General features: G+C 72.6%; 12 protein-coding genes and 1 riboswitch. Of the genes, 8 read left to right on the top strand and 4 right to left on the bottom strand.

The features are described from left to right. Nucleotides 1–35: 35 nt before the first annotated feature. Complete coding sequence (locus FHS44_RS15200; protein WP_184714826.1) at nucleotides 36–1,760, bottom strand: DEDD exonuclease domain-containing protein; 1,725 nt, start codon at nucleotides 1,758–1,760, stop codon at nucleotides 36–38. A 123-nt stretch (nucleotides 1,761–1,883) separates the two neighbouring features. Beyond that, nucleotides 1,884–2,090: a hypothetical protein gene (locus FHS44_RS15195; RefSeq protein ID WP_184714824.1), complete on the bottom strand. Its 207-nt coding sequence runs from the start codon at nucleotides 2,088–2,090 to the stop codon at nucleotides 1,884–1,886. A gap of 109 nt (nucleotides 2,091–2,199) precedes the next feature. On the opposite strand from FHS44_RS15195, the gene FHS44_RS15190 reads away from it, so the two are divergent. From FHS44_RS15190 to FHS44_RS15155, 8 genes are all read left to right on the top strand, one after another. Beyond that, nucleotides 2,200–3,402, top strand: a complete 1,203-nt coding sequence (locus FHS44_RS15190; protein ID WP_184714822.1) for a sensor histidine kinase — start codon at nucleotides 2,200–2,202, stop codon at nucleotides 3,400–3,402. 37 nt (nucleotides 3,403–3,439) lie between these two features. Then, nucleotides 3,440–4,117, top strand: a complete 678-nt coding sequence (locus FHS44_RS15185; RefSeq protein WP_184714820.1) for a response regulator — start codon at nucleotides 3,440–3,442, stop codon at nucleotides 4,115–4,117. A 203-nt stretch (nucleotides 4,118–4,320) separates the two neighbouring features. After that, a complete protein-coding gene (locus FHS44_RS15180; protein WP_184714818.1) occupies nucleotides 4,321–5,643 on the top strand; it encodes an NYN domain-containing protein in 1,323 nt (440 codons plus the stop codon). A gap of 140 nt (nucleotides 5,644–5,783) precedes the next feature. Then, entirely contained in the window at nucleotides 5,784–6,731 is a 948-nt protein-coding gene (locus tag FHS44_RS15175) for a C40 family peptidase (protein WP_246435423.1), read from the top strand. Nucleotides 6,732–7,153: 422 nt separating this feature from the next. Then, nucleotides 7,154–7,312, top strand: a riboswitch (cyclic di-AMP (ydaO/yuaA leader). A gap of 103 nt (nucleotides 7,313–7,415) precedes the next feature. Next, the gene (locus FHS44_RS15170) at nucleotides 7,416–7,928 is read left to right on the top strand and encodes a C40 family peptidase (RefSeq protein WP_312863664.1); all 513 of its coding nucleotides are present in this window, start codon (nucleotides 7,416–7,418) and stop codon (nucleotides 7,926–7,928) included. 91 nt (nucleotides 7,929–8,019) lie between these two features. Further along, nucleotides 8,020–8,802, top strand: a complete 783-nt coding sequence (locus FHS44_RS15165) for a gluzincin family metallopeptidase (RefSeq protein WP_184714814.1) — start codon at nucleotides 8,020–8,022, stop codon at nucleotides 8,800–8,802. Further along, the gene (locus tag FHS44_RS15160) at nucleotides 8,799–10,076 is read left to right on the top strand and encodes a M48 family metallopeptidase (RefSeq protein WP_184714812.1); all 1,278 of its coding nucleotides are present in this window, start codon (nucleotides 8,799–8,801) and stop codon (nucleotides 10,074–10,076) included. The genes FHS44_RS15165 and FHS44_RS15160 overlap by 4 nt, the downstream gene beginning before the upstream one ends. Further along, nucleotides 10,073–11,191 carry a glycosyltransferase family 4 protein gene (locus FHS44_RS15155; protein ID WP_184714810.1) on the top strand — a complete coding sequence of 373 codons (1,119 nt, stop codon included), beginning with the start codon at nucleotides 10,073–10,075 and terminating at the stop codon, nucleotides 11,189–11,191. Before FHS44_RS15160 ends, FHS44_RS15155 begins: the two co-directional genes overlap by 4 nt. Nucleotides 11,192–11,197: 6 nt before the next feature. On the opposite strand, the gene FHS44_RS15150 is transcribed toward FHS44_RS15155, so the two are convergent. Further along, the gene (locus FHS44_RS15150; RefSeq protein WP_184715374.1) at nucleotides 11,198–12,229 is read right to left on the bottom strand and encodes an ABC transporter ATP-binding protein; all 1,032 of its coding nucleotides are present in this window, start codon (nucleotides 12,227–12,229) and stop codon (nucleotides 11,198–11,200) included. Nucleotides 12,230–12,258: 29 nt separating this feature from the next. After that, on the bottom strand, nucleotides 12,259–13,071 hold the full coding sequence (locus FHS44_RS15145; RefSeq protein WP_312863663.1) for an ABC transporter permease: 813 nt from the start codon (nucleotides 13,069–13,071) through the stop codon (nucleotides 12,259–12,261). Nucleotides 13,072–13,074 lie beyond the last annotated feature (3 nt).

Raw genomic sequence — 13,074 nt, 5'->3', positions numbered from 1 at the left:
CTCCTCCTCGTTGGGGACTGCTTCCTTCGACGCTATCAGCGCCGGGAACGGCCCTCGCGGTCCCCGTACCGCTCGCGGGAGCGGTAGGCCAGCTCGATGCGGGCCCTGAACCGCCCGGCGCCGCCGATCGGCAGGCTCCAGCCGCCCTCGACCTGCACGAGGCGCACCCCGGGGGTCTCAAGCCAGCGCAGCACGCACTCGGTCTCCTCGGCGCTGGCGGCGGGAACCGGGCCGGGACCGGGCACCACGGTCTCCGCGGTGGCCACCAGCGCGTCCACGAACGGCGTCGGGTGGGCGCCCCTGGGCATCACCCCGGCCGAGACCAACCTGCCGTACCTGACCACGTGGATCTCCCAGTCGCCGTTCGTCAGCGGGGCGGCGGCGACCAGCTCCGGCAGCGAGGTCAGCCCGCGCAGGCGTTGCATGCGCGCCGAGACCCGGACGTAGGTGGCGAGACGGTCGCGGTCGGCGGCGGCCTCCTCGTAACGTTGCTCGCGGGACAGGCGCTCCATCCTGGCCTCGATCGCGGAGAAGACCTCAGAGGCGTCGAGCTCCATGGCCCTGCGGGCCGCGGCGGCGTGCAGGCCGTACTCCTCGACGCTCTGGCGGCCCTCGCAGGGGGCGCCGCAGCGGCCGATCCCGGCGAGCGCGCACGCGGGGCGGCCGGTGCGCGGGGTGATCCGCTCGGTGCACCGGCGCAGCGGGATCGTCTCGTGCAGCGCGGCGCGGGCGTCCTCGGCGGCGCGGGTGCTGCCGAACGGGCCGAGGTATCCGGCCCCGTCGTCCCTGACCTCGCGCACGACGGACAGGCGGGGGAAGGGCTCGTCGGTGAGCTTGAGCCAGACCATCCGCTCGGGGAAGCGCGACCTGCGGTTGTAGCGCGGCTTGGCGGAGCCGATCATCCTGAGCTCCCTGACCTCGGCCTCAAGGGGGGTGGAGCAGACGATCGTCCTGATCCGCTCGGCGATGGCGACCATCTCGCGGATCCTGGGCCGGGTCTCGGCCGCGGTGAAGTAACTGCGGACGCGGTTGCGCAGGTTGGTGCTCTTGCCGACGTAGAGGGGCTCACCCCGGTCGTCCTCGAACACGTAGACCCCCGGCTCGCCGGGCACCCCGTTGGCCAGGTGGCGCTTGCGGCGCTGCTCGGGCGTCGGCGCCCGCACGAAGCCCTTCAGCTCCTCAAGCGTGTGCACCCCGAAGGAGCCCGCCCGCTCGATCAGGGCGTGCAGCACGTCCACGGTGGCCCTGGCGTCGGCGAGCGCGCGGTGACACGGCTCGGTCCTGCTGAAGACCTTGGCCAGCGTGGCGAGCTTGTAGTTGGGGACCTCGTCGCGGGTCAGCAGCCTGCGGGCCAGCACGACGGTGTCGACCACGGGATTTCCCGGGGCCGGGTAGCCGAGGGCCGCGCAGGCCGCCCTGACGAACGACAGGTCGAAGCCCGCGTTGTGCGCGACGAGCGTGCTGCCCCGGGCGAACTCCAGGAAGGAGGGCAGCACCGAGTCGATCCTCGGCGCCGCGGTGACCATGGCGTCGGTGATGCCGGTGAGCACCGAGATGAAGGGCGGGATCGGTGAGCCCGGGTCGACCAGCGTGCCGAACTCGCCGAGCACCTCGCCGCCGCGCACCTTGACCGCGCCTATCTCCGTGATGGCGTGCTCGTCGGCGGAGACCCCCGTGGTCTCCAGATCGAACACGACGAACGTGATCTGGTCGAGCGGCGTGCCCAGTTCGTCAAGCGTCCCCTGCACGGCGTACTCCACGGCTCACGACCATAGGAGCATCGACCGACATTTACCGCTCCGGGGTCCGCCTGCCGTCGTTCCCCCGTGGTGTCCCGGCAACCCTCACGTAACCCCCGTCTCACCCCTGGGAAACAGAAGAGATCACTCTTTCCGTACGGCGGCGCCCGCCGCCCACAGCGCCAGTCCGAGCACGCCGAGCACGATGCAGGCGAAGATCTCGTAGCCCTCCAGCGGGCCCACGTGGTGCACCAGGAACCACCCGCGCCCCCGGCCCCACAGGGCGCTGAGCGCGCCGCCGACGGCCTGGACGACGCAGACGCTCCCGAGGATCCACAGGGTCGCTCTCATGCCTCGATGGTGACGGGGGAGCCGGGCGGGACGCGTCGGCCGAAAGTCGCCCGGACATCGACTTTGGTCGGTACCGGACGGTTCCCGGCGGGTCCTACCCTCGGACAGCGTGACGGAGTATCGGTGGCTGCTGCCCGCGGTCCTGCACGGCGATCTCGTGGGTGAGCGGTCGCCGACGCGGCGCTCGGCCCGCGACTGGGGCGTGGACATCGTCGTCTTCGTCGTGGCCGCGCTGATGGGGCTGGCCGCGGCGCTGGCCATGCATCCCGTCAGCTCCCTGCCGCCCGCCGTCGTCCTCGCCGACCAGGTGATCGGGGCCGCGGCGTGCGCGCTGCTGTGGCTGCGCCGCCGCTGGCCGGTCGGCCTGGCCCTCGTCATGGTGCCCGCGGCCCTCGCCTCGGGCACCGCGGCCGGTGCCGTCGCCGTGGCGCTCTTCACGGTCGCCGTGCACCGCCCCTTCAGGACGGTCGCCGTGGTCACGGGGCTGCACATCGCCGTGCTCGCGCCCCAGCTGTGGTGGCGGCCCGACCCCGAGGTCTCCTTCTGGGGGGCCATGGCGTTCTCCGTGCTGTCCTACCTGCTGCTGGTCATGTGGGGCATGTTCGTCAGGGCGAGGCGCCAGCTCGTGCTCTCGCTGCGCGAGCGCGCGGAACGGGCGGAGGTCGAGGCCGAGCTGCGGGTCGAGCGGGCCAGGCACCTGGAGCGCGAGCGCATCGCCAGGGAGATGCACGACGTGCTCGCCCACCGCCTCTCGCTGCTCAGCGTGCACGCCGGAGCCCTGGAGTACCGCCCCGACATCCCCCGCGACGACCTGGTCAGGACGGCCGGGGTGATCAGGACCGGGGCGCACCAGGCGCTGCAGGACCTGCGGGAGGTCATCGGCGTGCTGCGGCTCGGCGGCGAGGAGACCACCCCCGACCGGCCCCAGCCGACCCTCGCCGACCTGGAGGGCCTCGTCGAGGAGTCCAGGACCGCGGGCATGGAGGTGACGCTCGACATGCGGGTGGCCGAACCGGGCAGGGCACCGGCCGCGCTCGGCAGGAACGTCTACCGGATCACCCAGGAGGGGCTGACCAACGCCCGCAAGCACGCCACGGCCGCCCGGGTGGACGTTACCGTCAGGGGAGGGCCCGGCGACGGGCTCACCGTCGAGATCGGCAACCCGACGACCGCGGGGCAGGCCATCCCGGGCAGCGGGACGGGCCTGATCGGGCTCACCGAGCGGGCCGAGCTCGTGGGCGGACGCCTGGCCTACGGGGTCGACGACCAGGGCCGCTTCCGGCTCAACGCGTGGCTGCCGTGGGCCGCGTGAGCCGTACGGCATGGGAAGGGTGGCTAACGTGGCGGACATGACTCCCTCGTCCGCGGGACCGGTGATCCGCGTGCTGATCGTGGACGACGACGCCCTGGTCCGCGCCGGCCTTTCGATGATCCTCGGCGGCGCGCCCGACCTGCTCGTCGTCGGCGAGGGGGGCGACGGGTTCGAGGTGCCGGAGCTGGTGGCCAGACACCGGCCGGACGTGGTGCTGATGGACATCCGCATGCCCAGGGTCGACGGACTGACCGCGACCGAGCGGCTGCGCGCCACCTGCGCCCCTCCCGAGGTGGTCGTCCTGACCACCTTCCACGCCGACGCCCAGGTGCTGCGGGCCCTGCGGGCGGGAGCGGCCGGGTTCCTGCTGAAGGACACCCCTCCGGCCGACCTGGTCACCGCGATCCGCAAGGTCGGCGCGGGAGAGCCGATCCTGTCGCCCGCCGTCACCCGCCAGCTCATCGCACACGTCTCCGACGGTGGCGCCGGCACGCGCGGGGAACAGGCGCGGGCGCTGCTGGCCGTACTCAGCGACCGGGAGCGTGACGTCGCGCTCGCCGTCGGCAGGGGGAGATCCAACGCGGAGATCGCCGCCGAACTCTACATGAGCGTGGCGACGGTCAAGGCGCACGTCTCCCGGGTGCTGACGAAGCTGGAGCTGAACAACCGGGTCCAGATCGCGCTGACCGTCCACGACGCGGGCCATCTGATCTGAGCCGACGGGCGGGGAAGGGGTATGGGAGCCGCTGTCGCGGGCATGTCCGGGGTACCTGGCCGGACACCCCCCGTTCTCCCGCCGGACGTCCCTTCGCGACGTCACGTTCACCTGGGAAGGGGGGCGGTGACCGTCGGTCAGGTCGGTGTCCGGGTGCGGTAGCCGTACCCTTGACGTGAAGACCGATCCGAGTAGGGGCCGTGATGAGTTCAGCCGGAGAGGGCCTGTCTCGTCCACTGCCCGAGCAGGTCCGCTTACACGTCGTGGAGCTGGCATCCCAGATCCTCGGGTCGATGCCGCAGGCGACGGTGCCCGCGCCGCTGCGGGGAATCGCCAGGTTCGACCCGAGAAAACGGGCCAAACTGGGGGGCGCGCCGATCGCCGCCCAGCTGGAGACCGACAAGAAGTTCCGCGAGCTGGTCGCCGAGACGCTGGCCGCGAGCTGGCCCGAGCTGGTCGAGAGCCTCGCGGAGGGCGTCGTGCCGCCCGCGGCCGAGCCCGTTCTGGTGGCCGCCGCCGCCTACCTGACCAGGCCGCCCGGCTGGGTGGACATGGTCGAGACCGCCCGCGACGACCTGGAGCGGTCGGCAGCCGTGGCCGAGGGGTCGGCGCAGGAGCAGGCGCTCACCCGGCTGCGTGAGCAGCTCGCCGCGCAGAAGGCCGCGGCGAAGGAGGAGGCCGACCGGCTGCGCGAGCAGCTCAAGGGAGCCAGGTCCGAGATCTCCGACCTGCGCCGCAGGCTGCACGACGCCAGGGAGCGCGCCAAGGCCGCCGAGGCGCAGGCCGCCGAGATGGAGGAGGCCGCGCAGGAGGCCAAGGCCGCCGCGACCGCCGCGGGAAGCGCGGGGGAGAGCGAGCTGCGCCGCCTGCGGGAGCGGGTGGCCGACGCCGAGCGGCAGCTTGAGGCCACGCGCAGGGCCGCCCGTGAGGGCCGCAGCGTCGAGGACACCAAGGTCCGCATGCTGCTCGACGCCCTGCAGGACGCCGCCGCGGGGCTGCGCAGGGAGCTGGCGCTGCCGTCGAGCATCCACCGGCCCGCCGACTCCGTCTCCTCGGTCGCGCCGGGCAGGCACGGGGTGCAGGCGGTGCCCGCGCGGGCCCTGGCCGACGACGATCCCGTCCTGCTCGACCAGCTGCTCGCGCTGCCGCAGATCCACCTGATCGTGGACGGCTACAACGTGACCAAGACGGGGTACGGCTCGCTGACCCTGGCCGACCAGCGCAACCGGCTGCTGACCGGGCTCGGCGCGCTGTACGCGCAGACCCGCACCGAGCTGACCTGTGTCTTCGACGGCGCCGAGCTGAACGGCCCGGTGCCGGTCTCGGCGCCGCGTGGTGTCCGGGTGATGTTCAGCGCCCCCGGGCAGATCGCCGACGACCTGATCCGCCAGCTCGTGCGGGCCGAACCCGTCGGGCGGGCCGTCGCGGTCGTCTCCTCCGACCGCGAGGTCGCCGAGTCGGTCCGGCGGATGGGCGCGCGGCCCGTCCCCGCGGTGCTTCTCCTGCGCAGGCTCGGGCGGGCCTGATCGTCTCCCGGTAAAGAACAAAACCGCCAAAAAGGTGAGCTGGACCTTACCGATTCTGTACTATTTCGCCCCAGGTCTTTGCGTGGGGAGGCGGCGTCGTGGCCGTGGCGGGTATGCCGGGTGGGTTCGTGCGTGTGCCGATGGCTGCGGGACTGGCCCTGGCGTTGCTCCTGGCTCCAATGGGGAGCGCGACGGCCGCGCCGAAGCCGACGATCGAGCAGACCAAGCGGAAGCTGGCCAAGCTCAACGAGCAGGCCGACCAGCTCGTCGAGAAGTACAACCAGGCGGGCGAGAAGTGGAAGAAGGCCCGCAAGAAGTACGAGGGCCTCAACGAGGACCTGACGAAGCAGACCGCGAAGGTCGCGGGTCTGCGCAAGGACCTCGTGACCATGGCCGTCACCACCTACCAGGGCGGGGTCGTCGGCTGGCCGAACCTGGTCGGTGAGGTCAACCCCAACCAGGTGCTGAGCGGCCTGGCCACGGCCGACCAGATCTCCGCCTCAAGGGCCGAGGCCCTGAACGCCTTCGACGAGGCCACCAAGACGCTGCGCGACAACCGTGACCAGGCCAAGCAGGCGCTGGCCGACGCGGACGAGACGCGTGACGAACTGGCCGAGGAGAAGGAGAAGGTCGAGAAGCTGATCAAGATCCAGACGAAGACGCTGCGCGACCTCGGCACCTTCAGGCCCGGCGACCCCAACAGCGCCGGGATCCAGTACAACGGCCCCGCCTCGGGCAACGCCAGGGCCGCCCTGTCCTTCGCCTTCGCCCAGATCGGCAAGCCGTACCGGTACGGCGGCACGGGCCCCGACGGCTGGGACTGCTCGGGGCTGGTGCAGGCCTCCTGGCGCACCGGGGGCGTGAGCCTGCCGCGCACCACCTGGGAGCAGTGGAGCTGGGGTTCCAACCGCAAGGTCTCGCTGAGCGACCTGCAGCCCGGGGACATCCTCTTCAGCCAGGGACTGGGACACGTCGGCCTCTACGCGGGCGACGGCAAGATCGTCCACGCTCCCCAGACCGGGGACGTCGTCAAGGTCGTTCCCCTCTCCTCGTACGGCGGCCGCCTGGTTGGGGCCGTCCGTCCCTGACGGGGCCTCTGAGAGCATTTGGCCTGTCGGCCCGCACGCTGTCCGCGTGCGGGCCGTTCGTCGTTTCCGGGCGTTCTGAGGGGGAAGCAAGCCGTACGGCCCCCGGAGCGTAGACCGGGAAAGCTGTTTGGTGATGTGATTTATGTGACATAAGCCACGTCTTTCCCGAAGATCATTATAAATGTGACAAGGGTCATATTTATAAGATCGTGATGCCACACAAGCAGGCATTTCGTAAACGTGAAACCCTTTCCCGGGGGCCTTGGGATTTGGTGGGGTCTTTGCCGGGACTTGGTAATCGGGGTACCTTCTGGCGGTCGCGGTGAGCAAGCCATGCCGCCGCGTCGAATGCCGGTCCCGAAGGCCGGTGTCCGTATAGATATCCAGTTGGTCGCCGCTCCCCCAAGGGCTTGGTCCCACACCGCGGCGGCCCGCCGAGTTCGTGCAGCCAGGAGGCACGGAGCCGGGGAACCATCGGCCCTCGACGTGTGGCCAGGGGTGAATCGACGTGTTCTTCGTCGTAGGGCGTCTTCCCAGCCCGAACCCGTCAGCTAACCCGGTAGGCATCAGTGGAAGTCCCAAGGAGAAATCCTGTCTACCACCCTGCAAAACCCCCGTTTGTCGCGCTTTTTCCGCCTTTACCTGGGCGGATTCGTCCTCACGCTGACCGCCTCAACCGGAGCGGTGGCACTGGGTCCGGCGACAGCGCAGGCGACAACGGAGACCGCGGTCGCGGTCCAGGCGAAGAGCACGGCCAAGAGCACGGCGAAGGTCGCGAAGAAGGCTCGCGTCAAGCGCACGGCGAAGGTCGCGATGAGCCGGGCCGCACGGCAGCGGACCAAGGCCAGGACGGCCGTGACGACGGCCAGGAAGCAGATCGGCGATCCGTACCGGTGGGGTGCCTCCGGTCCCGGCGCGTTCGACTGCTCGGGCCTGGTCCAGTACGCGTGGCGCAAGGCCGGCATCTCCCTCCCCCGGGTGACGGGCAGCCAGTACCGCGCGGTCAGGAAGAAGGTGCCGTGGAGCAAGCTGCGCCTCGGTGACCTGATGTTCTTCTACGGCAAGGGCCACGTCGGCATGTACGTCGGCCACGGCAAGATGATCCACTCGCCGAGCAGTGGCAAGACGGTCAGGATCGTGACGCTGAAGGGGTACTACAGGTCCGCCTTCGCCGGAGCGGTTCGTCCCGGCGCCTGACAGCGGCGGACGGCCCCGCCCATCCTTCTCCGGACGGGCGGGGCCGTCGCGTACCCGGGAAACCGCCGAACGTCGGCTAGCATCGGCTGACATGTCCGTCCCGAAGGGGCGCCGCGCCGTGCTCGCCGGGATGCTCGCGCTGGCGGGCGCCGGGCTCGGCGGGGCGAGGCCCACGCCGGAGACGGCCCGCGACCTGTGGCCGGGCGCCGCCGAGGTGGTCAGGGGAGAGCGCTCGCTCGTCGTCGGACACCGCGTCCCGCCCGCCGAACTCCGTGATCTCGCGGCCAGGGCCGACCGCGCCTGCCGTACGATCGCCGAGGTCTGGGGGCCCGTCAGGGCGGTGGTCGTGGTTCCCGCGACCGACGAGGAGGCCGCGCTCCTGGCGGGAGCGGGGCGGACCGGCGGATTGGCCGCGCTGGCGACCGTGGACCGGGTGGTCGTGGTGCCCACGGGATACGCCAGGCTCAGCGGGACCGGCAGGGACGTGGTGATCACCCACGAGCTGACCCATCTGGCGACGGGGGCGACCAGGGGCGGCCGGGTCCCGATGTGGCTCTCCGAGGGGTTCGCCGACTACGTGGGCTACCGGGACGCGGGGATTCCCACCCGGACGGTGGCCGCGGAACTCGCCGCCGAGGTGCGCGCCGGCCGTCTGCCCACGGAACTGCCCGGCCTCGCCGACTTCGCCCCCGGCTCACCCAGACTCGCGCAGGCCTACGAGGAGGCCTGGCTCGCGTGCCGGTACGTCGCGGAGCGCTTCGGCGAGAAGGGACTGGTGAGGCTTTACGGTAGCGATGTGGACAGCACGCTGGGCCTGTCGCGAGCGGAGTTCACCGCCGCGTGGCGCGACCATCTCCGGAGGGAACTCGGATGACGCGGAGTGCGCGGGAGACGCCCAAACGGGAGCGGGGGGCGGGGATCGCCCTGGCCGTCCTCGGGGCGGTCACACTGGCCGTCGTCGCGTTCACCACGCCGTGGCGGGCGCTGCCCGAGGCGGCGCCGTACGTCGCGCCGGATCCGGCCCGTGACTTCAGCCCGGAGCAGATCGCCAGGGCCGAGGCGTTCGACGCGGCGGTGAGCCTGCCGTCCTACCTGTCGCTGGGGCTGACGCTGGTCGTGGCCGGGGTGCTGGTCGCGACCCCGCTCGGCGCGCGGCTGCTCGGCCGCCTGCGGGGGCCGTGGTGGCTGCGGGCGCTGCTCGGGGTGCTGGCGATCTCGGCGGTCGTGGCGGCCCTGCGCTGGCCGCTGGGCATGTGGTCGGAGACCTACCTGCGCGAGTACGGCCTGTCCACCCAGACCTGGGGGTCGTGGTCGGCCGACCGGATCAAGAACACCGCGATCGGCGCCGTGCTGACGGCCATCATGGTGGTCGCCGTGATCGCGCTTGCCCGTCGTTACCGGCGCTGGTGGCTGCCCGCGGCGGTCGGGGCGTTCGCGCTGACGGTGCTGGCTTCCTTCGCCTACCCGGTGGTGATCGAGCCCCTGTTCAACGACTTCAAGCCCATGCCTGCGGGGGCGCTGCGCTCCGACCTGCTCGCCATGGCGGCCAAGGACGGCGTCCCGGTCGAGGACGTGCTCGTGGCCGACGCCTCCCGGCGCACGACCGCGCTCAACGCCTACGTCTCGGGGTTCGGCGCGACCCGCAGGATCGTGGTCTACGACACGCTGCTGCGCGCTCCCGCCGACGAGGTCGAGCTGGTCGTCGCGCACGAGCTGGGCCACGCCAAGGCGGGCGACGTGCTGTACGGCACGCTCGTCGGAGCGCTCGGCGCCGCCTGCGGGGCCTGCCTGCTCTACCTGATCACCTCAGCCGGTCCGGTACGGCGCCGCACCGGCGTCTCCTCGGCGGCCGATCCCCGGGCGGTCGGGCTGCTGATGGGGCTGCTGAGCCTGGCGACCGTGCTGTCGGGCCCTGCGCAGAACGTGGTCAGCAGGCACATCGAGGCCCGTGCCGACGCGCACGCGCTGGACCTGACAAGGCAGCCCGCGACGTTCGTCGCCATGCAGAAGCGGCTCGCCGTCACCAACATCTCTGATTTGTCCCCAAATATCATCGAATATCTGCTTTATGCGTCTCATCCCACGACACCGCAGCGCATCGCCATGGCCCGCTCCTGGGCCCTGCTGAACGGCGCCGGGGAACCGTGACCCGCACGCTGATCGTCACCAACGACTTCCCGCCCAGGGCGGGCGGCATCCAGTCGTTCGTGCACGGCCTGGCCGCCGGGCGCCCCCCGGAGAGCGTGGTGGTCTACGCCCCCCGCTGGCCGGGCTCGGCGGCCTTCGACGCGCGGCAGCCGTACCCCGTCGTGCGCCACCCCACCTCCCTGATGCTGCCCACCCGGGCGGTCGGCCGCAGGGCCGCGCGGCTGGTCGCCGAGTTCAAGTGCGAGACCGTGGTCTTCGGGGCGGCGGCGCCGCTCGGCCTGCTCGCGCCCAGGATGCGCGCGGCCGGGGCGCGGCGGATCGTCATGCTCACCCACGGCCACGAGGCCGCCTGGGCCGGGGTCCCGCTCGCCAGGGGGCTGCTGGCCAGGATCGGCGCGCACGCCGACGCGGTCACCTACCTGGGCGAGTACACCCGGCGCCGCCTGGCCCGGGTGATCCCCCCCGACCGTCTGGTACGGCTCGCACCCGGCGTGGACACCTCCCTGTTCCGCCCCGGCGCCGGGGGAGAGGAGGTCCGCGCCGAACTCGGCCTCCAGGGGCGTCCCGTCGTGGTCTGCCTGTCCAGGCTGGTGCCGCGCAAGGGACAGGACGTCCTGCTGCGGGCCTGGCCCAGGGTGCTCGGCGTGGTCCCCGGGGCCGTCCTGCTGATCGTCGGCGGCGGCCCCTACCGGGGCACCCTCGAACGCCTGGCCAGGCCCTTCGGCGGCTCGGTCAGGCTCACGGGGCCGGTGCCGTGGGCCTCGCTGCCCGCCTATCTCGACGCGGGAGACGTCTTCGCGATGCCGTGCCGTACGAGACTGGGAGGGCTTGACGTGGAGGGGCTCGGCATCGTCTATCTGGAGGCCTCGGCCACCGGGCTGCCCGTGGTCGCGGGTTCCTCGGGCGGCGCCCCCGACGCGGTGCTCGACGGCGAGACGGGCCTGGTCGTCGACGGTACCCGCCCCGAGGAGGTCGCCGGGGCCCTGGTGCGGCTGCTTGAGGATCCGGAGCGGGCCGGGGAGATGGGGGAGCGTGGGCGGGCCTGGGCCGAGCGGGAGTGGGACTGGAGCCACGTCACCGGCCGCTTCGCCCGCCTGCTCGACGCCGAACCGTGACGGTGCTCAGGCCGGGTAGGCGTGGGTCTCCGTCGCCTTGACCGAGACCCAGATCGGCTGGCCGGGGGTCAGGCCGAGTTCGGCGACCGCGGCGGGGGTGACGTCGGCGGCGACGGGCAGCGGCCCTTCGAGGTGGACGCGGACGTTGTCGCCGTGGCGTTCCATGCCCTCGATCACGGCCTGCCACAGGTTGCGCGGGCTCCCGTCGGGGCGGGTGCGGTACAGGGCGACCGCCGAGGGGGAGAACGCCACGAACGCCGGGCCCTCGACGGGATCGGCCACGCTGAAGCTCACCTCGCCGACGGCGACCTGAGACCCGGCCCCGGCACCCCGGTGGAGGTTGAGGCCGACCAGGCGGGCGACGTAGTCGGTGCGCGGACGGCGGGCGACCTCGGCCGGGGCGCCCTCCTGCACGACCGTGCCGTTCTCGACGACGACAAGCCGGTCGGCCAGGACCATGGCGTCCAGCGGGTCGTGGGTGACCAGGACGGTAGCGCCGTCGAAGTCGGCCAGGTGACGGCGGAGCCGGGAGCGGATCTCCAGCCGGGTGTGGGCGTCGAGGGCGGCCAGCGGCTCGTCCAGCAGCAGCAGGCGCGGCTCGGCGGCCAGGGCGCGGGCCAGCGCCACCCGCTGGGCCTGCCCGCCGGAGAGCCGTCCCGGCCTGACCGCCGCGTACTCCTCAAGCCCGACCCGCCGCAACCACTCCAGTGCCGTACGGCGCGCCCGCGCCCTGCCCACCCCCCGGCAGCGCGGCCCGAAGGCGACGTTCTCCAGCGCCGACAGGTGGGGGAAGAGCAGGTAGTCCTGGAAGACCATGCCGACCGGGCGGTCCTCGGCCGCCAGCGTGTGCAGGGGCCGCCCGTCCAGGGTGATGTGGCCGTCGTCCACGGGGGTCAGCCCGGCCAGCGCCCGCAGCGCGGTCGTCTTGCCCGCGCCGTTGGGGCCGAGCAGCGCGACGACCTCGCCGGGGGCGACGGTGAGGTCGAGGTCGAGGTGGAAGGAGGGCCTGGTGACGACGACGCGGGCCCGCAGGGTCATGGGGCCGTCCGGCCACCGCTCACGCGCGCTCACGCCGTGCCCGTCCACCGGTCGCGCAGGCTCGCCAGGATGGCCACGGAGACGGCCAGCAGGACGAGGCTGAGCACGACGGCCGCCTCGGGTTCGGTCTCCAGCGCCAGGTAGACCGCCAGCGGCATGGTCTGGGTCTGCCCGGGGAAGTTCCCGGCGAAGGTGATCGTCGCTCCGAACTCGCCGAGCGCGCGGGCCCAGCACAGTACGGCTCCCGCCAGCACGCCCGGGGCGACCAGCGGCAGCGTCACCCTGCGGAAGACGGTCATGCGGGAGGCGCCGAGTGTGGCGGCGGCCTCCTCAAGGCGGGTGTCGGCGGCGCGCAGCGCCCCCTCGACACTGATGACCAGGAACGGCATTGCCACGAACGCCTCGGCGACCACGACCCCGGCGGTGGTGAAGGGCAGGGTGACGCCGAGCGTCTCGTCGAGCCACTGACCGATGAGGCCGCGCCGTCCCAGCACCAGCAGCAGCGCGACCCCGCCGACCACGGGCGGCAGCACCAGGGGGACGGTGATCAGGGCGCGCAGCAGGCGCCGCCCGGGGAAGGTGACGCGGGCGAGCAGCCAGGCCAGCGGCACGCCGAGCAGCAGGCAGGCGAGCGTGGCCAGGGTCGCGGTCACCAGGGACAGGCGCAGCGCCTGCAGCACCTGGGGCTCGGCCAGCCGCTCGGCCATGGTCGGCCAGGGCGCGCGCACCAGCAGCCCGGCCAGCGGCAGGACCAGGAAGGCGATTCCCAGCGTGGCGGGCAGCAGCAGGAGCCAGGGCGGGCGGCCCTGGCTCCTGTGTGGCCGTCGCCGGGAGCGGATCACGGG

Origin of the sequence: Streptosporangium saharense, assembly GCF_014203715.1 — a bacterium.
Classification (GTDB): domain Bacteria; phylum Actinomycetota; class Actinomycetes; order Streptosporangiales; family Streptosporangiaceae; genus Streptosporangium; species Streptosporangium saharense.
The sequence above is the reverse complement of the archived record's forward strand: the minus strand, read 5'-3'. Positions and strand labels throughout refer to the sequence as shown.

What these genes read in the sequence shown, in the direction of transcription:
- FHS44_RS15165 (WP_184714814.1), top strand. Translation starts at nt 8,020, where the DNA reads ATGTCCGTCCCGAAGGGGCGCCGCGCCGTGCTCGCCGGGATGCTCGCG.
- FHS44_RS15195 (WP_184714824.1), bottom strand. Translation starts at nt 2,090, where the DNA reads ATGAGAGCGACCCTGTGGATCCTCGGGAGCGTCTGCGTCGTCCAGGCC.
- FHS44_RS15175 (WP_246435423.1), top strand. Translation starts at nt 5,784, where the DNA reads ATGGCTGCGGGACTGGCCCTGGCGTTGCTCCTGGCTCCAATGGGGAGC.
- FHS44_RS15185 (WP_184714820.1), top strand. Translation starts at nt 3,440, where the DNA reads ATGACTCCCTCGTCCGCGGGACCGGTGATCCGCGTGCTGATCGTGGAC.
- FHS44_RS15150 (WP_184715374.1), bottom strand. Translation starts at nt 12,229, where the DNA reads ATGACCCTGCGGGCCCGCGTCGTCGTCACCAGGCCCTCCTTCCACCTC.
- FHS44_RS15180 (WP_184714818.1), top strand. Translation starts at nt 4,321, where the DNA reads ATGAGTTCAGCCGGAGAGGGCCTGTCTCGTCCACTGCCCGAGCAGGTC.
- FHS44_RS15160 (WP_184714812.1), top strand. Translation starts at nt 8,799, where the DNA reads ATGACGCGGAGTGCGCGGGAGACGCCCAAACGGGAGCGGGGGGCGGGG.